General features: G+C 38.7%; 15 protein-coding genes and 1 pseudogene. 8 read left to right on the top strand and 8 right to left on the bottom strand.

Features of this window, described 5'->3' with window-relative positions:
• Positions 1 to 262 precede the first annotated feature (262 nt).
• From AN619_RS00555 to AN619_RS00545, 3 genes are all read left to right on the top strand, one after another.
• Positions 263 to 2,659 carry a Lon protease family protein gene (locus tag AN619_RS00555; RefSeq protein WP_083524894.1) on the top strand — a complete coding sequence of 799 codons (2,397 nt, stop codon included), beginning with the start codon at positions 263 to 265 and terminating at the stop codon, positions 2,657 to 2,659.
• A gap of 164 nt (positions 2,660 to 2,823) precedes the next feature.
• A complete protein-coding gene (tdh, locus tag AN619_RS00550) occupies positions 2,824 to 3,873 on the top strand; it encodes an L-threonine 3-dehydrogenase (protein ID WP_068554008.1) in 1,050 nt (349 codons plus the stop codon).
• Between the two features lie 221 nt (positions 3,874 to 4,094).
• Positions 4,095 to 5,282: a glycine C-acetyltransferase gene (locus AN619_RS00545; protein WP_068554006.1), complete on the top strand. Its 1,188-nt coding sequence runs from the start codon at positions 4,095 to 4,097 to the stop codon at positions 5,280 to 5,282.
• An 18-nt stretch (positions 5,283 to 5,300) separates the two neighbouring features.
• On the opposite strand, the gene AN619_RS00540 is transcribed toward AN619_RS00545, so the two are convergent.
• Genes AN619_RS00540 through AN619_RS00530 form a run of 3 tightly spaced genes read right to left on the bottom strand, consistent with a single transcriptional unit; the run spans position 5,301 to position 10,159 of the window.
• A complete protein-coding gene (locus AN619_RS00540) occupies positions 5,301 to 5,885 on the bottom strand; it encodes a TetR/AcrR family transcriptional regulator (RefSeq protein ID WP_068554003.1) in 585 nt (194 codons plus the stop codon).
• A 30-nt stretch (positions 5,886 to 5,915) separates the two neighbouring features.
• Complete coding sequence (locus AN619_RS00535; protein ID WP_068554001.1) at positions 5,916 to 9,035, bottom strand: efflux RND transporter permease subunit; 3,120 nt, start codon at positions 9,033 to 9,035, stop codon at positions 5,916 to 5,918.
• A gap of 11 nt (positions 9,036 to 9,046) precedes the next feature.
• On the bottom strand, positions 9,047 to 10,159 hold the full coding sequence (locus tag AN619_RS00530; protein ID WP_068553999.1) for an efflux RND transporter periplasmic adaptor subunit: 1,113 nt from the start codon (positions 10,157 to 10,159) through the stop codon (positions 9,047 to 9,049).
• Between the two features lie 241 nt (positions 10,160 to 10,400).
• Here AN619_RS00530 and AN619_RS00525 point away from each other — a divergent pair, with 241 nt between their 5' ends.
• Positions 10,401 to 10,604, top strand: a complete 204-nt coding sequence (locus AN619_RS00525; RefSeq protein ID WP_068553997.1) for a helix-turn-helix domain-containing protein — start codon at positions 10,401 to 10,403, stop codon at positions 10,602 to 10,604.
• On the opposite strand, the gene AN619_RS00520 is transcribed toward AN619_RS00525, so the two are convergent.
• A complete protein-coding gene (locus AN619_RS00520; protein WP_068553995.1) occupies positions 10,601 to 11,197 on the bottom strand; it encodes a hypothetical protein in 597 nt (198 codons plus the stop codon). The genes AN619_RS00525 and AN619_RS00520 overlap by 4 nt on opposite strands.
• A gap of 217 nt (positions 11,198 to 11,414) precedes the next feature.
• Here AN619_RS00520 and AN619_RS00515 point away from each other — a divergent pair.
• Positions 11,415 to 11,999: pseudogene (locus AN619_RS00515) on the top strand (IS1634 family transposase); the annotation flags it as partial.
• Between the two features lie 173 nt (positions 12,000 to 12,172).
• Here the strand turns inward: AN619_RS00515 and AN619_RS00510 are convergent.
• Positions 12,173 to 12,442 (bottom strand): hypothetical protein, encoded by a 270-nt coding sequence (locus tag AN619_RS00510; protein ID WP_068553991.1) that lies wholly within the window; start codon positions 12,440 to 12,442, stop codon positions 12,173 to 12,175.
• A gap of 869 nt (positions 12,443 to 13,311) precedes the next feature.
• Here AN619_RS00510 and AN619_RS00505 point away from each other — a divergent pair.
• Positions 13,312 to 14,343 carry a hypothetical protein gene (locus AN619_RS00505; RefSeq protein ID WP_068553989.1) on the top strand — a complete coding sequence of 344 codons (1,032 nt, stop codon included), beginning with the start codon at positions 13,312 to 13,314 and terminating at the stop codon, positions 14,341 to 14,343.
• A gap of 548 nt (positions 14,344 to 14,891) precedes the next feature.
• On the opposite strand, the gene istB is transcribed toward AN619_RS00505, so the two are convergent.
• Both istB and istA read right to left on the bottom strand, forming a co-directional pair.
• Entirely contained in the window at positions 14,892 to 15,611 is a 720-nt protein-coding gene (gene istB / locus AN619_RS00500; RefSeq protein ID WP_068553987.1) for an IS21-like element helper ATPase IstB, read from the bottom strand.
• Positions 15,608 to 17,107 carry an IS21 family transposase gene (gene istA / locus AN619_RS00495; protein WP_068553985.1) on the bottom strand — a complete coding sequence of 500 codons (1,500 nt, stop codon included), beginning with the start codon at positions 17,105 to 17,107 and terminating at the stop codon, positions 15,608 to 15,610. The genes istB and istA overlap by 4 nt, the downstream gene beginning before the upstream one ends.
• Before the next feature lie 140 nt (positions 17,108 to 17,247).
• Between istA and AN619_RS00490 the strand changes: the two genes are divergently transcribed.
• Positions 17,248 to 17,718: a hypothetical protein gene (locus AN619_RS00490; protein WP_157064847.1), complete on the top strand. Its 471-nt coding sequence runs from the start codon at positions 17,248 to 17,250 to the stop codon at positions 17,716 to 17,718.
• Between the two features lie 175 nt (positions 17,719 to 17,893).
• On the opposite strand, the gene AN619_RS00485 is transcribed toward AN619_RS00490, so the two are convergent.
• Positions 17,894 to 18,523 carry a hypothetical protein gene (locus AN619_RS00485; RefSeq protein ID WP_068553981.1) on the bottom strand — a complete coding sequence of 210 codons (630 nt, stop codon included), beginning with the start codon at positions 18,521 to 18,523 and terminating at the stop codon, positions 17,894 to 17,896.
• 718 nt (positions 18,524 to 19,241) lie between these two features.
• Between AN619_RS00485 and AN619_RS00475 the strand changes: the two genes are divergently transcribed.
• Positions 19,242 to 20,429, top strand: a complete 1,188-nt coding sequence (locus AN619_RS00475; protein ID WP_068553977.1) for a helix-turn-helix domain-containing protein — start codon at positions 19,242 to 19,244, stop codon at positions 20,427 to 20,429.
• Positions 20,430 to 20,573 lie beyond the last annotated feature (144 nt).

The following is a 20,573-nucleotide window of genomic DNA, read 5'->3' as shown; positions in this document are numbered from 1 at the left end:
TTTTTGAATAGCAGCTAGTCGCCAGCTGCCAGTCATCAGTCACCAGTACCGGTAGCTGACAGCCGGTAACTGGCAACACAACATTTGCTGCATAAAAAGCTTATCTTTAATAAAGGCATAAATCAAACTTTAGCGTTGTATGTCAATAGAAGGCTGCAATGGTGAAAAATATGGTTGTTCCCGGAAAAACTGGAGAGATGGACAAGAAAACTGAATAGAATGGATTAAAGAGTGCTTGAATAAAAGGGCAGGAGGAATGACAATGGCAAAATACAGGGAACTTCCATATACAAAGTTGAAAAGATTTTGCAATCCCGATCACTTTGATTTTTGCACCACGGAAGAGTTGGTTTATCAGGATAACATCATAGGGCAAGATCGAGCTGTAAGGGCAATGGAATTCGGGCTTCAGATAAAAAATTCCCAGTATAACATTTTTATGGTGGGCTTGAAGGGAACGGGAAAGACCAGCTATGCCCAAAAAATTATTTCTGAAAAGGCAAAACAAGAAAATGTGCCAGATGACTGGTGCTATATCTATAATTTTGAAAATCCCAGTATTCCCATTGCATTAAATGTGCCGCCGGGCATGGGAAAAATATTAAGCGAGGACATGGATTTGCTGGTTCAGGATCTTCTTATAGAGATTCCAAAGGCCTTCCATGGGGAGGATTATGAAAAAAGAAAGACGGAGATCGTGAAAAGCTATCAGGAAGAAAGAAATCGGTTAATCGAAGAACTGACAGAGTACAGCAAAGAACAAGGGTTCAAAGTGAAAAATACAAGTACTGGTTTTGCATTAGCACCCTTGATCAACGGCGAAGTGATCAGTGATGCGGAGTATGCAGAATTAACGGAAGAAGAAAGGAATGTAATTGAAACCAAAGCAGAGGCCATACAGAATATGGCCGTGGAAATTTTAAGGAAGATCAAAGAATTGGAGCGGCAGGCCAAAAGAAAAATCATCGAATTGGATAATATGATTGGGCTCTTTGCAGTGAAACCTCTAATGGATGAGTTGTTTGATAAATACAAGGATCATCCCAAAATTGTGGAATATTTAGAAAATGTGCAGAATGATATTATAGAACATCTTTATGATTTCGACGTATCGGAGGAAGAACAGGAAGAGATTGTGGTAAAAAAAGCAGAAAATCATTTTGTGAAAAAATATAAGGTGAATTTATTTATTGATAACAGCAATGCGACAGGGGCACCGGTGATCATGGAAAACAATCCTACTTATAACAATCTGGTGGGGAGAATTGAATACGAAAATGAACAGGGCACCTTAAAAACAGATTTTACCATGATAAAACCCGGTGCTATTCATCGTGCCAATGGAGGATATCTCATTTTGCAGGCAAGCCAAGTGCTTACCAATCCTCAATCCTGGGATTTGTTAAAACGAACCATAGAAACGGGAGAAGTCAGTATCGAAAGTTTGCGAATGCAATTGGGAATTGCAGATATTGCTACCTTGAAGCCGGAACCTATACCGGTCAACATGAAGGTGATTCTGATCGGCAATCCCTATATCTATCAATTGCTTTATGCCTATGATGAAGATTTTCAAAAATTATTCAAAATTAAGGTTGATTTTGACGCCGTCATGGATGCCAGTGGGGAGAATGAGCAAAAGATTGCCCGTTTTATCAGCGACTACTGCAACAGAAAAGAGTTAAAACACTTAGAACGGGCGGCTGTGGCTAAAATCATTGAATATATCCATCGGATTGCAGGAAGCCAGTCAAAGCTGTCCACCCGATTCAATAAAATCACAGAGTTGCTGGTCGAGGCCGATGTGTGGGCTGAGCTGGATCGGAGTCCTTATATCATGGAGACCCACATCGAAAAGGCATATCATGAAAAAATATACCGCAATAATAAAATAGAGACCAAAATCGATGAAATGTATAAAACAGGCAAGATCATTATTGATCTGAAGGGAAGAAAGGTAGGCTTGATCAACGGATTGTCGGTGATCGATGGGGGAGATCATATCTTTGGAAAGCCTTCCGTGATTACAGTTACTACTTTTGCCGGAAGTAAGGGAATTATCAATATTGAAAGAGAAGTGAAGATGAGTGGCAAAATCCATGACAAAGGGGTTATGATTTTAGAGGGATATTTGAGCGAAAAATTTGGCCAAGATTATCCCCTTACTTTGACAGCCAAAATATGCTTTGAACAGTCTTACAATGGAGTGGACGGAGACAGTGCTTCCAGTACAGAGTTGTATGGATTGCTTTCCAGCCTCAGCGAAATACCTTTAAAGCAATATATCGCCGTGACGGGCTCCGTAAATCAGAAGGGAGAGATTCAACCGGTGGGGGGTGTTACAGAGAAGATCGAAGGATTTTTCTCTCTTTGCAAATACTTTGGACTCACAGGGGATCAAGGGGTGATGATCCCCCATCAAAATATAGATGATTTGGTCCTGTGTGATGAAGTAATTCAGGCAGTAAAAGCAGGGAAGTTTCATATATATCCTATAGCTACCGTGGAGGAGGGAATGGAAATTCTGACCGATCAACCCTTTGAAAAGATATGCAAGGCAGTCCGCCATAAGCTGGATAAATACGCTTCGGCAGATAAAGGAGAGAGCGATGAGGGCAGTCCGAAAAACCCTAGGGGCAGGATATTGAGGGGCAAATAGGCAGGATATATGGGGAAATGGGGAAACCACTTCCCTTTCGTTTTGTATACAAAATTTTAATAATATGTAAAGAGTGTAGAAAATAGAGGAATTTCGTTGGGATATGTGGTATAGTAATTATAGAAATTTTAACAAAGTCATTTTTTCTATCAGGAGGTCATAAGATGGAAGGAACAATGAAAGTCGTAATCAAACAGGAGCCAAAGGAAGGGGCAGTCCTTGTGACCAAGGAGATCCCCAAAATCGGCCCGAAGGATATTTTGGTCAAAGTCTTGGCTACATCTATATGTGGTACTGATTACCATATCTATAGTTGGGATGCATGGTCCCAAAAGAGGATTCAAACACCAAGGGTGATGGGGCATGAATTTGCCGGGGAAGTTGTTGCAGTGGGAGAAAACGTTACCAGAGTAAAAATCGGTGACATCGTTTCAGCAGAAACCCATGTGGTGTGTGGAAAATGTGCTCTTTGTGTAACAGGACAAGCCCATATCTGCAAAGATACAAAAATCTTAGGGGTAGATACTGACGGCTCCTTTGGGGAATATATTGCAATCCCCGAGGAAAATGCCTGGATCAATGATCCGTCTATTCCTCCGGAATATTTATGCGTGCAAGAGCCCTTAGGAAATGCAGTACATACGGTTCTTTCCGGTGAAATCATCGGCAAGAGTATTGCCGTGGTGGGCTGTGGACCTATCGGAATCATGGCCGTTGCTGTGGCCAAGGCAGTAAGTGCTTCCAAGGTAATTGCCATTGAGGTGAATGAATATAGAATTGAATTGGCGAAAAAATTGGGTGCCGATGTGGTAATCAATCCCATGAAGGAAGATGTGGTGAGAAGAGTTTTAGAAGAAACAGACGGCATGGGTGTGGATGTAGTTGCCGAGATGTCGGGGAATGCCGTAGCCATCCAACAGGCCCTTGAATATATCAAGCTAGGGGGAAGAATGTCCATGTTGGGCATTCCCACAAAAAATGTTGAGATAGATATTGCAGGCATGGTATTCAAAGGCATTCAAATCCATGGAATTGTGGGAAGAAGGATGTATGATACCTGGTATCAGGTCAAAGGATTATTGGCTTCAGGCAATCTGAATATTGATCCTATCATTACCCATAGGCTTCCCCTGGAAGAATATGAAAAAGGGATGGAACTGATGAAGAGCGGAAACTGTGGAAAAGTTGTTCTTTTTCCCAATATGAATCAATAGGAATAAAAATGAAAACATTAGAGTAGATCAGAGTGGATCCTATAGAGCGTATAAAGAGATACGTCGGAAGTTGCGGCTATTAGCCATTAGCTATCAGCCACCAGCTGCCAGCTATCAGTACTAGTGACTGGCAACAGGCAGCGGTTTAAGAAAAGTATAACTTTTGCATAAATTTCATTCTAAATCGTAATCCTATATATATAAAGGGAGGGTGTCATATTATGTCGAATATCCATGAATTACCTTTTTTAAAGGAAAAGCTGGAAGAATTAAAAGCCCAGGGAGTCTACAGAAAGCTACCGATTCTGGAGGGACCCAATGAACCGGAAGTAGTTCTGAACGGCAGGAAGGTAATCAATTTATCTTCCAACAACTATTTAGGATTTGCGAACCATCCCAGACTAAAGAAGGCGGCCATCGAAGCAGTAGAAAAGTACGGTGTCGGGGCGGGTGCTGTGAGAACAATCATCGGGAACATGGATATCCATGAGGAGATGGAAGCGTTGCTGGCAAAATTCAAGCGGGAAGAAGCGGTGATGTCCTTCCAGTCAGGCTTCAATTGTAATGCTGGTGCCATCCAAGCTATTACCGAAGCAGGAGATTTGATCATTTCCGATGAGCTCAATCATGCCAGCATTATTGATGGGGCAAGATTAAGCAAAGCAGATAAGACAATCTATAAGCATAATGATATGGATCACCTGGAAAAAGTACTTAAGGAAAATAGAGATAAGTACAGAAATATTCTTATCATTACAGACGGGGTATTCAGCATGGACGGAGATATTGCAGATTTGCCGAATATTGCTGCCCTTGCGGAGAAATACGATGCCATGACCTATGTAGATGATGCTCATGGCTCGGGGGTTCTTGGTGAAAGCGGCCGGGGGACCGTTGACCATTTCCATCTTCATGGAAGAATTGATTTCAGCATTGGTACTCTGTCAAAGGCCATTGGTGTTATTGGCGGATACGTGGCAGGAAGCAGAACGGCCCAAGACTGGTTAAATCATAGGGGCAGGCCGATCCTGTTCAGTACAGCCCTTCCGCCGGCTGCAGTAGGAGCAATTATAGAGGCCATCAAAATGCTGATGGAAACAACGGAATATACTGATCGACTATGGAACAATGCAAGATACTTCAAGGAGAAACTGGGAAGATTGGGCTTCAATACCAGCAACAGCCAAACACCTATCACACCGGTGATTATTGGGGATGAAGCAAAGACCATGGAATTCTCCAGAAATCTGTTCAATCACGGAGTATTCGTATCAGGAATTGTATTCCCCACAGTTCCAAAGGGAACCGGCAGGGTACGCTGCATGGTAACAGCGGCTCACACGGAGGAGCAATTGGACCGTGCCGTTGCAGCCTTCGAAAAAGTCGGCAAAGAAATGGGATTGATATAGAAAAGCAGCCGAGTAGGATTACTCGGCTGCTTTTAATCCATTGAAGAGGATATCGATCAATGTTTCTATGTCAATTTCTCCTTTGCTGCTATCGTTGATGAAAATTTCATCTGCTAGGAGGTGATGGACGCTGCCCATAAATACTAAGGCAGCAGTGTTCACATTGATTTTTCTGAATTCTCCGGCGGCTATGCCTTGCTGAAGGATATCTTCCACTAGGGAAATTTTTTTATTGCGGGAGCCTTTAAAAATTTCCTTTATCTGAATCCCTATAATATGGGCCTCCCGCATAAAAACATAAATTAAATCTCCATATCGGATCATGACTTCTTTTTCAAATTGTATATATTTTTTTAGTTTGGCTACAAAGGTTTTTTCTTGTTTGAGGGCCAAAGATAATCGATGCAAATATTCTTCCATAAAGAATTTGACCATTTCTTCAAAAAGATGTTCTTTGCTGTGAAAATATTCGTAAATGGTTCCCTTTCCAATTCCGGCTTCTACTGCAATGGCGTCTACCTTTGCTTTGTAAAATCCTTCTTTGCTGAAAACTTTTAACGCAGCTTCAATAATCAATTCTCTTTTGCTTTTTTCTTGCTCCACTTTCTATACCTCCTGCATCATCATGGAAACTTAATTTTCTGTGGGAACTTCTTTGCCTATTTTCCAAGTTTGATATTTTGTTTTTATCTTTATGACAATGTCATCAAATACCGTATAGACTACCGGTATGAAGGCCAACGTCAAAAGCGTCGATAGGGAAAGTCCTCCCACTACCACAGTAGCCATGGGGGCCTGGGTGGCAGCACCTTCGCCAAACCCCAAGCTCAAAGGGATCAGTCCCAATACGGTAGTTAATGTGGTCATCAAAATGGGCCGGAAACGGGTGAGACCGGCTTCCATTACAGCTTCCTTGCGTTCCATGCCCCTAGCCCTTAACTGATTGATATAATCAACCAGAACAATGGCATTGTTTACGACGATGCCCGCCAGCATGATAATTCCGATAAAAGCAGGTACGGACAGCGGTCTTCCTGTGATGAACAGGCCGATAAAGCCTCCGGACAATGCAAAGGGAACAGAAAGCATTACCGTAAAGGGATGAATTAAAGACTCAAACTGTGATGCCAGAATCATATACACCAGAATGACCGATAGGGCAAATGCCAGTATCAAGCTGGAAAACGCAGACATCATGTCTTCTTGCTGACCTGTAAAACGATAGCTGTAACCCGATGGCATTTGATAGCCTTTCAGTTTTTCTTGAATTTCATCCGTTACAGATTTCAAATCCCTCCCTTGGAGTTGGGAGTTGACACTGACCGTTCGAACCTGATTGATTCTTTTGATTTGGGTAGGAGAATTGCCATATTCAATATCGGCAATGACACCAACGGGAACAGACAATCCCGTGGGAGATTTCACAAGGATTTGCTTCATGTTTTCAATAGAATCCTTCACGCCGGCATTTAAGGAAATATTTACATCAATTTCATCGCCATCAATCTTAAAGGAGGTCGCTTTGGCTCCGTCAATAGATGCTTTTAAGCTATTGGCTAAATCGAAAGTAGTAATGCCGTATAGGGAGGCAATTTTTCTATTTAAAGTAATCCGGGCCTCGGGATCGCCTTCCTCAGTGTCTACCGCAACCTCCGCGGTGCCGGGAACAGTTTTTACGATATTGGCAATATCCTGGCCAATGGTTTTTAAAAGCTGGATATCATCCCCTTTGATCTGTATTTCGATGGCAGCGGACTGGGGTCCTCCTTGCATGGAGGATGATTCAGCAACAGTGATTTTTGTCCCAGGTAAAACTTCAACTTTTTTTCTAACTTCATTCACAATTTCTTCCGTAGAACGGCGGCGGTCTTTTTGATCCACAAGCATGACCGTAACCGTAGATTGATTGGAGACGGATGTGGAAAAACCTTGACTGCCGCCAATCTGAGCAAAAATTTTATCCTTTTCGGGAATCTGGCTGACGATGGCTTCCACTTCCTTTACCAGCCGATCAGATTCTCCCAAACTTGTTCCAAAGGGAACTTCAATGGTTACTGTAAACATTCCCTCATCTTCCTTTGGGAAAAATTCTCCCCCCACCATGCCGATCAAGGTCAAAGAAGCTAAGAAGATAGCTATTCCCGTAAATATTGTGGTTTTTCTATGATGAAGAACATAATGTAAAATTTTTCTGTAATATTTCAATACAAGATCAATAAAACTCGTAAACAAATCCAATATTTTTCCCAATGAAAACCCCGTATGCTTTCTCTTTTTTGCTTCACCGACTCTCAAGATTTTGGAAGAGAGCATTGGGACAACCGTTAGGGAAATGGCCAATGAAGCCAACAGGGAAAAAGTAACAGCAAAAGAAAGCTGTTTAAACACAATGGCCGTAAAGCCCTGTACAAAGACGATGGGCAAAAAAACCGCCAAGGTTGTCATGGTAGATGCAAAAACAGCCATACCTACTTCCTTTGTTCCTTCAATAGCCGCTTCAATTTTTGAGTATCCTTGCTCCCTGTATCGATAGATATTTTCCAGTACAACGATAGAGTTATCTACGAGCATACCGACCCCTAGGGCCAAACCGCCCAAAGAGATCAGATTGATGGTAAGGCCGCCAAAATACATTAAGGCAAAGGTAGAAATAATAGACACGGGGATGGCAATACCGACGATAAATGTGGAACGTATATTTCTTAAAAACAAATACAGGATAACGATGGCCAATATACCCCCGGAAATTGCATTGTTTGTAACTGTTTTGATAGACCTGTTAATAAATTTTGATTGATCTACACCCACAACGATTTCCAGCTGGGGGTAATCCTTTCGAATTTTGGATACTTCCTGCAAAACCTTTTCAGCTACTTTCACCGTATTGGCTACCGACTGTTTTGTGATATTGACGCCAATGGAGTTTTTGCCGTTGACCCTGGACAGACTTTCCCTTTCCTTGTAGTCAAAGGTAATGGTGGCAATATCGGAGAGTTTAATGACTTCTCCGGTCTTTAGCACAATGGGAACGCTTTGGATGTCTTCTAGGGTTTTAAATTCTCCCGTGGTTCTGGCCAGCAGCTCCTTGGAACCTTTTTTCACTTTGCCCCCGGGCAGGTTTATATTTTCTGCCCGCAATATATTCTGAATTTGAGACAAGGTCAACCCATAACCCGATAATTTCTCCTGATCTACTTCAATCTTTACTTCCTTTTCGTTGCTTCCATAGAGATTGACGGATGCCACGCCTTCAATTCTTTCGAATCTGGATGAAATTTCATCTTCGATGATGCGCTGCAATTTTCCAATTTCCATTTTGGATGAAATACCAAGCTGGATAATAGGTTGAGCATTAGGATCTATCTTTAGTACCAAAGGGGTGGATGCACCATCAGGAAGGGCGCCCTTAACCAAATCAACTTTTTCACGCATCTCCAAAGAGGCCATCTCCATATCGGTACCATACTCGAATTCTGCAACAACAATGGCATTACCTTCCCTTGAAAAGGAATATAAGCCTTTCAGATTGCCCACCGTGGCCACAGCCTGTTCGATGGGCTTTGTGATCAATGTTTCCATTTCTTCCGGTGCAACACCGCTGTAGTCTACAGAGACAATTGCTACGGGAACTTCAATCTCCGGATAAAGATCGATAGGAAGCAAGGTTAGGGAAACCACACCCAAAAGAATTGCAATGAGCATAAACATAAGGGTTGTGACGGGTCTATTCACAGATATTTTTGCTAAATTCATATGATCCACTCCTATTTTATAACGTTGACTTTACTTCCTTCATCTAAGTAGTTCTGGCCCTTTACCACAATCCGGTCGCCCTCTTGAATTCCTTTGATGATTTCTACATCAGAGCCGTTGTCCAATCCTATAGATACTTTGTTTAACTTTGCCCGCCCGTCAGTGATGGTAAAAACAATGGGCTCACCTTCTCGAATCACCACTGCATCGGAGGGTATAGAAATCACATTTTCTTTCTTTTCAGACACGATGAGAACTTCAGCAAACATACCCGGCTTTATAGCTTGATCAGCATTTTCTATAGCAATTTTGACGGGGTAGGTGAGTGAATTGCTTGAAGGTGCCGGAGACAATGCGATGATTTTTCCCTGAAGATAGTCTTGGCTTGCCGATTTTACAAGGATATCAACGATATCCCCTACATGGACCTTGTTGATCAGATGCTCTGATACCGATGTTTCGATCAAGACTTGATCGGTATTGGCCATGGTGATCGCCGGTACGGCAGAGGATGCCATTTCACCGGGATTGATATGAACGGCAGTAACGACACCGGAGATAGGAGCCGTCACCATATAATCAGCCAGCCTAGTCCTGGCATTTTCCAAAGCAATTCGGGACTGTTCAACTTGTGCATTTAAAACCTCTAGATTTGTTTCCGAGGCCTGCAGCTCGTATTGTTCAAACTGCTGTTTCGATATGGCCCCCTGTTCATAGAGTGCCTTCATACGTTCATAGTTAGTTTTTGCATTATCCATTTGCTCCTGAGCTTTTTTCAGATTTGCCGTGGAGATCTGATAAGCTGCTTCCAGCTGCTCTACGTTACCGATGGCATCCTGTTGCTCCATGACAAAGAGGACGTCACCTTTTTGGACGCGATCGCCCATTTCCACGTTTACTTCTACGACTTTCCCTGGAATTTTAGGGACAATCTTTGCTTCTTCAACAGCTTTGATCGTTCCTGTCAATGTTGTTTTTACAAGGATGTCTTTTTTTGCAACTTTTGCTGTTTCAACAGCTATAGGCTTTTCTTCCACAGTTATTTCTGCCTTTGTTCCACAACCTGTCAATGCAAAAGTGAGCAATAGGATTACTGCTAGAAAAAGACTAAACTTTTTGTTCATCATATCCCTCCAAAACTGACCAGTCAGTCAAAATGTATTCACGTTCATTATATCGGGTTGCAATGATTTCGTCAAGGGAGGATTTTCCAAAATCAGGGGATTTTATCATCTACTCATTTGAAAAATTAAATTCCACCCCTCCGAATACCCAATGTGGAAATTACTTTTTCAAAATCAACGGCGGAAGTCAATCTTTCAAAAAGTTATGATATCTATGGTGGTGTCTCTTTAGGATGTACTTATGAATAAGAATAAACATTTGACACAAGAAGAAAGAAGTATCATTGAACAGAGGTTAATTGAAAAAGAATCTTTTAAAAGCATTAGAGGTGAACTTGGCAAGGCCCCTACCACTATTGCCAAAGAAGTCAAAAACTATATCCTGCTCAGGAAAACAGGCCGTTACGGAATGCTTTTTAACAACTCACTTTTCAGGGGAAACTAATTAACACAACGAGTTAATTTACGTATAAAAAGTTCATATAGATTTCTTTCTAAATCAATTGCATCTAAAATAACTTCTTTTGTTAGAAAAAATAAAACTTTTCCTTCATATTCGGCAACATAATTTTTATTTTTACGGGCTTCTTGAATAGTATTAAGACTTTCATTATGGAGTTGTAATTGAGTAAGTAAAAAATTTACTTCTGAGGAGGGAAGCCCAGTATTACTACTTGCTAATTTAAGTATACGACTAAATAATACATTGTTTTCTTTTGAAATAAGCTGATTATTCTTATACGATTTTTCTGATTCTATTAAATACACAATAATTGATTCGAGAAGTTCTTGATTTATTTTAGATATATCAAAATCACTTGGAATTACAATAGAGGATTTTGATTTTTTTACTATCTCAATGATTTCGGCATCAGATTTAATCTTGAGAGATTTTTCAAAATCCTTTGGTATTGCCATATTCACTGAAACGTCATTTTGTCTATCGCTATTTATATACCAAGGGTTTGAGCATCCAGCTAGAAATAATATTAAAAGAGTTAGAAATAGAATTGGTTTTAATACAAATGGTCTCAACATTAAACATCCTCCTTGTATCATATAGCTATGGGTTAAGGGTTTATGGTTTCTTCTATATAACGAGATAATAACTTACTACTCCTTTTGCTATGCTCAAAACCAAAATCATGGGGACTTTTATTCTCATATTCCGCCTAACTATTTTTGCCAATCAAAATAATTTTAGAAAAGTCTAAAGTTCAAAAAGGAGTTTTTGGTTTTATCTCGAATAATTGTATTAGACACTACCTCAAAGGTGATGTGGGGTGAATATAAAACCGACGAAGGCACTATGGGCGCAATCAATATTTCTTTTGGATATTTCAAACAAAAGCGGTTTGACAAGAAGCAGATCAAATTTTCTATGGGTACTACGCAAGGTATCTGTATAGGTGGTCAAGTTCTCTCCGGTGATTTGGATGATAAGCGCTTTTACATTGATCATCTGGATCGTGCAGTAGTCCTTAGAAAACAATTTGAAACATCTACAGATGAGTTCTTCTATATCGCTGACAGTGCTGCTTTCACTAAGGAATTCCTTAAAAAAGCCGACTGCCTGAATGTTCATGTCATTACGCGAATGCCAGATAACGTCAAAGAAACAAAAGCTGCTATCCAGTTAACTTTGGAAAAACTCTCTGAACTGCCAACTGTTGAAATTGAAACCTCTCCATCCATTTACAAGGTCTTTGAAACTGAATGTTTTTATCACGAAACAGTGCTGAAATTGGCCTGCTGTTATTCTGAACAACTCAAGTCGGCTAAAACTGAAACCGTCATGAAGAAAGTCGCCAAGGAGCTTGAAAATATAGAAAAAGTAATTTAAAAGTTCTGAATTAAATCATGAAAAAGTTATGATGTATTCAGCGGAATATGAGTTACAAGGAATATCGGCATAAATTGTATAATTGTTTAATTCAACTTATATATGATGGACTATCTTATAAGTTTTTATATCTATACCAGTAACTTTATTCCCATAATTAATAGTAGCGATTATTTGAGTATCCAATCTGATGAAAATAAATTAAATTTTACCCATCCTTCTTTTATTTGGTTGTCTTTCCTATATTCAAATCTGTAAACAGAACTTATCCTATTTATAATAACAAAGGGGCCAGCAAAGAATTTTCTATATTCTATATTTATAATTTCCCCCCCTATTGATTCAACCTTCTCTTTAATTTTTCTTTCTTGCCCTCTTCGCACTATTAATGATACAAGAATGGCTACAATTAGCAAAACAACAAATACAGTACCTTCCATAACCCACCTCTTTAGGTATAAAATACTTCTTTCTTAATATGAAATGACATGTCTTCTCTTTATGCAATTACTATTTTATACCAATTGTGCAATAGATCCTTTTGTCAAAACACAAAATTGTGTCTGCTAAATTAAATTTTCCTATCTCAATAAATCTTAAATTTTCTTTCAATAGCTTTGATTATCATATAATTTCAAAACTATTAAATATATCTTAAAAGCAGCAACTCCTAGAGCTCCTCAGAGGCCACTCCAAAGACCTTCTCGTATAATAGCTTCATACACAACGTTGTAGTATTCGTGTCTTTTGTATTATTTGCAATAACTCTTGCAGTTCTTTCGTTGATTAGTGTTTGCCATGCTCAATCAGCCTAACCAAATTTTTTGTAATCTCACTATCACTAATTTGATACTATTTTAGCCTTAGTAATCTTCTAATATTCTTAAAGTTTTTTTCTAGAAAATATTCATGCTTTTGCGATATACCAAAGTCTCCTAATAAAATAAGTATAGAATTATTATATCATAAAAATAAAGTAAAATTATTTTTTTTATATACAATAGTGTTTACATTTTTTTATAATAATGATAAAATTTTAAAATATTAATTTATTGATTTTTAGTTCAAGATGATTGGAGGATAGCGGATGATTAAAATCAGATTACCCACCACAAACTGTCAATAGGAGCTTGCATTAAATAGCATACTATTATTTTCGCACATATGAGAATATTAATGTTACTAACGAAAGGAGGTGCAATTATCGAAAATGGATTATTCCAGGGATACTTATCTAATCAATAAAACTAATTAAGCTTAAAGTACTCTTTTACTCTACTTCTCTGGAGACATTTTCGATAATGCATATATGAAAAAAATTATAATTCTTCTCATTTCCATTCTTCTATTAGGCTCAATTTCTACTGGGTTTGCATATACAGATAAGTCTAATTTTAATTATGAAAAGTTAGAACGCAACTATCAAAAAGCATTAAAAGAACTTGAAGCTAAAAACTATGTTAAAAATCATAATCTAGAAAAAGGCAACAAAGATAAAATTAAAGACGAAATTTTAAGTAACCTAATTTCAGATGATAAAAGCGTAAACTACATAAAAAATTTTGACGAAAATGATACCACTTTAGTGGTATCGGAAGAGGGCTATGGCATTGCAACAATTGATGGAGATTATCTATTTGTTATAGACTATAAAGATGGCAAAAAAAATGAATTAAAACTCAAAATTAAAGATTTGGTTAATGGTAAATCTAAAAAGAATAATGAAGCGACAAATGAAAGTAATGAAATAGTTAACCAAGAAGAAGTAAATGTACAAAGTATAAATATTGATGTTCCAATACAGCCATATAGTGAAACTTATGAAAGTTCGCTTGATAGCTATAAGGGCTACTATGAGTTTTATGAGAGAAGAGCCACTGGCAACTATAGATATTTTAGATTAACTATACCATCAAGCAGTGGATCAGGTGCATCATTAGTAAAATCTAGAAGCACATCTTCAACTTCACAACAGCCATTTGAAGTAAAAGCATATGATTTTCTAAGCCAACTGGAATTAGCTATTGATACCGCTTCGAGCTTAAAAGATGATTATCAGAGTTTATATATAGAAATGCTTTCATCCTTACCAGGAGCTAAGGAATATAGTACAGTTGTTAGTGCAGTTCTAGGTTTTTATGAAACTGCATCTGCCTTCTCTAGTAGTGGTTTTAAATCAGGACTAATTACCTTAGTTAAAAACGTAGCTGCAATATCTTCTGATTATATTGCAAACGTTAATACTTTCGTAACAGCAGGCATGGCGCTGTCTAATTCAGTAGTCTATCGTGTACAATTAAGTAATCTTAATAGTTATTACATTTCATTTTGTAACGCATAGGCTCTTAGACGCTATTGTATAAAATGTTCTCAAAAGTTAAAGAAGGATAGAAGGTAGATTTTATCTTCTCAGACTAAAGACAAAGTATAAAAATATAGAGAGAATCCTTGAAAACAAAAAGGATTCTCTTTTGTGTTTGACCGGCATGTTTACTGAGCCGATGGGTTGAAAAAAACCCTGTCACCTAACCAGCGGGAAGACAACCCGTAAGCAAGGGCGTCACTGGCCAACGGTGGGGTCCGAAGGAAGCTGAAGGGGGAATCTGGAACATAGCGCAAGCGAACCGGGGATGGCTCGTCAAGTGGGTAACTTTGCACAGAGTGGGAAAGCCCGAAAGCTGGATAACCTGAGGGGTTAAGACGGATGCGTTCAGATTCAGGCGGGTAGGCTTAACCGGTGAAGCCCGGCATCATCTCTCAGAGAGGGTAGGCCCAAACAAGTGGAAACACAAGTGCGGGGCGAAGTGATGTGGGCTGTGTTTGGCAACAGAAAAATGTATAATTCGGCACCTTTTTTATGCAGATGACACTTGCCAACTATATTAAGTTTTAGGTTCTATTCATAGCTTCTTTTAATCTAAAGCTGTCACCGGTAAACGTTAATATATGTGCATGGTGGACCAGCCGGTCTATCAAGGCTGCAGTCAGCTTGTTATCTCCAAATATACTTGTCCATTGGCCGAATTCCAAGTTGGAGGTTACTATAACGCTCTGTTGCTCATAACAGTCTGCAATTACATTGAACAGCAGTTCCGATCCTGTCTGACTGAATGGAACATAACCAACTTCATCAAGGATTAGAAGTTCAGCTTTTCTCAGTTTTGCCTGGAATCGGGTCAATAGTCCTTGACCAAACTTCTCCTGCAGAATCGCAACTAGCTCTGCTGCCCGGTAGAATTGTACCCCTATTCCCTGTTGGCAGGCAGATACTCCAAGGGCTATAGCCATATGAGTTTTTCCTGTTCCGACTGCACCCAACATTAATACGTTTTCTTTCTTCTTAATCCACTCTAAGGATTGCAGCTTTTCACGGTTGCAGCTGGTTGGAAAGCCTATATTATCATATTGGTATCCATCAAAGGTCTTAAGATGGGGAAACATAGCCTGATGTACCAATTTATTTAGTTTGGAACGTTTACGACCTTCCAACTCGGCATTAAGTATTTCCTCTGCTATATGTATAACATGTTCGTCCTTTTGAAGCTGAACTGCCTCTGCAACATGTGCAAGCCGTAATTGACGACATATATCTGCCAGTGTTTGACTCATATATTTTCACCTCCCTTCGCCAGTATATTGTACCGGCTTAAGTCCATAGTCATTTTTCGGACTTCCGGAGGTGTGTAGGATTCTTTTAATGGATCCATATGCGGGCCAGCTAAAGGCTTAATAAGTCCCAGTCTGGCAGTAACCAGCTCAATAGGAGGTTCTTCGCCTAAGTTTTTGAGAACTTGTTCTATTTCTATTACAGTATAGTTGCCGCACCAATGAAATACGGCATGGAGACGCTCCTTTCTAAGCTGTAGGTCTTCGGTCTTAATATATTGCTGCAGTTTTTCCGGCAGCATTTTAACTAAATGTGCATGACTGACGCTTCGAGGCTTATGTATATAGTTTTTGAATGCCTCTTGCCATGGTATTTCGGTTTTCTTCCCGGTGTATGGACGGGGGAATGTGGTTAGCATCCTATGAAACTCATCCAGGACATCCACCCTATCCCACCAATATCGCAAAAGTACAGTACTGTCCGGTTTGACTTGGAACAGAGGAACATTGGTTTTATCTACTTTGATTTCACCGTATGTATTTACTTTTGCACTTTCAAGTCGATATACTTCAAAATCGACTTGAGGCAGCTTGCGTAGCTTTGATTTTTCCTGCTGCCATAGTTCATTTATTAGAGTTCCTTTGCCATAATGAGATCGGCTCATATCAGTCTGAGCTTGTATGTCCAACTGTTCAGCCAGTTTTTCTTGTGATTCAAACAGTGGTATTGGAACACACCAATTACGTTTGCTGTAGCCGCATTTGTTTTCGACATGGCCCTTCTCATTGCCTTTTTTGGGGTTGCAGAAAACAGACTCGAAACGGTAATGGGAACAAAACCTCATAAATGCATCTGTCAGCTGCCGTTCCCCTTCCGGTTTAATAGATACAACTGCGGCAGAAAGATTATCAAACCAGATTCTTTCGGGAACTCCTCCTGCTTTCTTAAACAGGGTTTTTAGACCTTCAAGAAAGCACTCCTGGTTTTCTGATGGAACCGGATGAACAAAAGCTGCGTTGCTAAAGGGAAAGGATAGAATCAGTAGCTTATATTCTTGCAGACACCCATCACGGCTTACTTGAATCGTAGTAAAGTCAGCCTGGGCTTCTCCCTCAGGATGGTCCAACCGTTGATATACTGTTGCTTTTTCCAACTGCATCTCACTACGACGTCTAGATATATATGCTGTAACTGTTCTAAGACATCCTTGGTAACCATGATTATCCCTAAGAATTTTGTAAATCTTGGCACCAGTATGACGCTGTTTTCGTGGCATAAGGCTATCTTCAAGGAGTATGGTATCAATTATTTCTTTATATGGTCCGATGACGGGCATCTTACGTTCCTTATGCTTAATTGGAAGATTCCAATCGTCACGGTCGGCGTATTTCTTGGCTGTACGCCAATCTATACCCATTGTCTCAGCAATTTCATTAATATTTGCTCCTTCAATTGCACGAAGGAATCGGATATACTGTTGTTGAGGCACTTTCAACATCCTTTCAAACCCCTCTCGTTATTTGCTTCGTACACAAACAACGATACGGGAAAGTTATGAAGTTGACAAGTGCCTTAGCTTTAAACTAAGCCGGTAATTTTACTCTGTAGTTTTTGGCTTCCGAACTCTGCATTTTTATTATGCCATATACAGTGGCAGATGAATCTGTAGTAGTGATAAACTCTGGACCAATGAAAGCTGGTAACAGACCGGAGGGCAAAACCGGGAGGACACTTCACCTGATTACAGTGGGGTACAGGATTATTGAAAATGAGCAAAAAAATAATGAGTTTTGTTTTACTAGCATTGTGCTTTTAAGTCTAGGTGTCGTTTCCTATGCTGATAATACGGAGTTAACTGGCGATATTAAACCGTTTGCAGAGTCTGATTGTCCTTATGGAACACATCAAATGTATTCGGGTGGACAAGAACGGGTTTTGGATCCGACACATTCTTATGTTATTATTGATGGCGGCTACTATACTTGTAGTAAATGTGGAGCTGTGTTCGTATGTACAGGTTATCCTCATTCTGGTGGACCTATAGCTTACCACATATTTGATAGTGAAATAAAGTTTATTGGTGGTCACATGGGCGAAAAGGAATTCTAATCAATATCAAGGACAAGTGCTCACTATACTAGCAAGTCAACATTACCAGGTTTCCAATTCTAAGCAATGGGCTTTGCTGCAGAAGAAGAACAAAAATAAGAATAGGATTGAGGGGCAGTATCAACGAAGTTAAACCTTCTTTAATACTGCCCCTTCTCTCTTCTAAATCTTTAAATTACAACTGTTTCACAAGTTTTTCGTTGATAATTTTTTCTTTGGAATATTCTAGCTGTTCTTTTCCTAACTTTAATTCGAAATATTGACCTTTCGTATTATCGCAAGTAAAAGTTATCAGGTCAATATCATTGGTATTATTTATAAGGATATCTCTAATCGCTAAGCATTGTTCAAGAAATGCCTCCTTAGATAAGGATTCCTCCCACCTAATGTCAATATAAGAAAAATATTCTGTTCCGCTTTTCACAGTCCTCACATCAACAATAGTTTGGGAAAATAGATTATTCACTAATGGTACTATTTGATTCTTTATATTGTAGGAAATGACTCTTTCCCCATAATCGTCTGTAATATCACCATCTGCATCTACTGTCACAGTAAATATAAGTGGTTGATTGTCAATCTTGGTTTCTACCTTTACATGTGCTACATTCATCCTTTCTGTTAAAAAAGAATGATCCGTTATCTTATATTCCATTCCAGGATATTTATCTTGTAAATATCTTGAAGCTTGCTCTTTATTTTGTCTTATGACAGCACTTGGGCCAGTTGTAGCCTCGCCTAATTGCCAAACTATGATGATACATGCAAATATTAAAATGAAAATGAACTTTCTTTTACTCAACATTCAAATTACCCCCTTTAATAATCAGTAAACTAAACCTTTATCTAGTATTTCGTCTTTTGTTAGATTAAGTTGGCCTTCATGGAGTTGCAGATGATAGTGATTGCTTCCTAAGCATTTGATTTGAATGCCATCTAAAACAATACCTGAATTAATTATATTATCTCCTATTAATATGACTTTTTCCACAAATTCTTCTATTTTTATTTCATTTTCCTATACTACATCCATATATGTGTGCATGGGCATCATGAGCTGCAATGTAAACTCTTATACTAATACTATTCAAATTCATGTCTTTCAGGTGAGTTAAAGCAAGTTTTTCTTTTTCCCTAGATAATTTAGAATTTTGATATGTGTCTTCAATGTCCTTATTGGGCGTGACTATGACAAGAAATTGAATGGGTACCTGTTCTCCCATAGAGTTTACCAGTACTAGGATAGTTTCACTTTCCTTATTACAAGCGCATTGCAAAAATGTATTATATAAAGATGGAGATTAAGGATAGTGGAAAAAGAGTCATTTTCACCAATAGACTTTATAAGGACAAAGAAGACAAAAGGACTTCGATAGAATGTCCCTCAATAGTAAATAAGATTTAAAATATAACAAAAAAATAATTGCATCACAAAGAAAACATATTTACTGTTATCGTTTTTTTGATATAATATTTTTAAGAATTCAGAAAATAAATGGAAATGAAAGCAGGTGGGAAAGGACATGTATTTTATGGAGGATGTAATTTTGCCTCCTGGTGAGAAAATTAGAAGGATTCGGGCATTTTTGGGAGCAAAGCAGGAAGATCTTGCAGGAGATAAAATTACGAGAAACATGATCAGTTATATTGAGAACGGAAAAACAAGACTGACAAAAAGTACGGCAGAAGTTATCGCAGAAAATATGATCCGATTATCGGAGGCACAGAAGAATCCCATCCATATCAGCGTAGACTACCTGATGGAAACCGAGATGGAACAGGCAAACCGAATCTTAGAAAAGCTTCGAAACGAGTTGGAGAAATATTCTGAAACCAATGAGAAACGGTTTATAGAGGGTTTCCAGAGGGCACAGGAGATTTTAGCAGAATGGAACCTTCCCGAAAGAAGGGCTGCTATTTATGAAGTGGCAGGTGATTTTTACTACCAAAAACAAAAGTACCATGAAAGCTATATCCACTACATCAAAGCGTTAGAAGACTACATACGGATTAATCACCATCGAAAGACAGCATGGATTTATTCTTTATTGGGGAGAGTTTCTATAGAACTAAAAAATTATCAAGAAACTATCAATTTTAACAATTATAGCATGCTCATCCTTGAAAGCCATCATATGGAAGAACCGGAAATTATGAAAAGAATTTTATTTAATAATGCTTTGGCATACTGGTATTTGCAATTGCATGATCATTGTTTAGAACTTTTGGATAAGTTGACAAAAACATATGATGATTTCAGTACGGAGCAACATCTGGATATATTGAATATGAAAGCAAACTGTTATCTAGATCGTAATGAATTAAGGCAAGCGGAAAAAATCTATATTAATATTTTAGAAGTCGCACAGGAAGATAATAATTTGGAAATGATAGCGATTGCCTATAAAAATCTTTGCGAAATTTATGAAAAGAAAGGTGAAGAAACAAAAGCCATTGAATATGGGTATAAAGCTTTGGAAATTAGAGAAAAAATCGACAGTGAATATTTGCCCGGTACGCTATTAATACTAGGGCGGTTGCACCAATCTATTCAAAACCATGAAAAGGCGCAAGAATATTTGTCAAAAACTCTGAAAACAGCCCAAAAAAGATTTGATGCAAACATACAGGCAGAGGCTTATAAACTGCTGTTAGAGACTTATATCCATATGAAGGATTATAAAGAAATTGAATCAGTACAGAAACTGTAAAAGATTTAAAGTAGACAAAAGATCAAATATTTTTACAAACCTATAAAATCCTATATAAAATTACAGGCGATTTTGATACATATTTTGAAAGGATTATATTTTCGCATATCAGGTGCTTTTGGGGTAAAAGGCACCTGATTTGCT

This window comes from Thermotalea metallivorans (assembly GCF_001562415.1).
Classification (GTDB): Bacteria; Bacillota; Clostridia; order Peptostreptococcales; family Thermotaleaceae; genus Thermotalea; species Thermotalea metallivorans.
The sequence above is the reverse complement of the archived record's forward strand: the minus strand, read 5'-3'. Positions and strand labels throughout refer to the sequence as shown.

Bases quoted from the DNA above. Each gene is read 5' to 3' on its own strand.
- AN619_RS00555 (WP_083524894.1), top strand. From the start codon at position 263: ATGGCAAAATACAGGGAACTTCCATATACAAAGTTGAAAAGATTTTGC.
- tdh (WP_068554008.1), top strand. From the start codon at position 2,824: ATGGAAGGAACAATGAAAGTCGTAATCAAACAGGAGCCAAAGGAAGGG.
- AN619_RS00545 (WP_068554006.1), top strand. From the start codon at position 4,095: ATGTCGAATATCCATGAATTACCTTTTTTAAAGGAAAAGCTGGAAGAA.
- AN619_RS00535 (WP_068554001.1), bottom strand. From the start codon at position 9,035: ATGAATTTAGCAAAAATATCTGTGAATAGACCCGTCACAACCCTTATG.
- AN619_RS00530 (WP_068553999.1), bottom strand. From the start codon at position 10,159: ATGAACAAAAAGTTTAGTCTTTTTCTAGCAGTAATCCTATTGCTCACT.
- AN619_RS00525 (WP_068553997.1), top strand. From the start codon at position 10,401: ATGAATAAGAATAAACATTTGACACAAGAAGAAAGAAGTATCATTGAA.
- AN619_RS00520 (WP_068553995.1), bottom strand. From the start codon at position 11,197: ATGTTGAGACCATTTGTATTAAAACCAATTCTATTTCTAACTCTTTTA.
- AN619_RS00510 (WP_068553991.1), bottom strand. From the start codon at position 12,442: ATGGAAGGTACTGTATTTGTTGTTTTGCTAATTGTAGCCATTCTTGTA.
- AN619_RS00505 (WP_068553989.1), top strand. From the start codon at position 13,312: ATGAAAAAAATTATAATTCTTCTCATTTCCATTCTTCTATTAGGCTCA.
- istB (WP_068553987.1), bottom strand. From the start codon at position 15,611: ATGAGTCAAACACTGGCAGATATATGTCGTCAATTACGGCTTGCACAT.
- istA (WP_068553985.1), bottom strand. From the start codon at position 17,107: ATGTTGAAAGTGCCTCAACAACAGTATATCCGATTCCTTCGTGCAATT.
- AN619_RS00490 (WP_157064847.1), top strand. From the start codon at position 17,248: ATGCCATATACAGTGGCAGATGAATCTGTAGTAGTGATAAACTCTGGA.
- AN619_RS00485 (WP_068553981.1), bottom strand. From the start codon at position 18,523: ATGTTGAGTAAAAGAAAGTTCATTTTCATTTTAATATTTGCATGTATC.
- AN619_RS00475 (WP_068553977.1), top strand. From the start codon at position 19,242: ATGTATTTTATGGAGGATGTAATTTTGCCTCCTGGTGAGAAAATTAGA.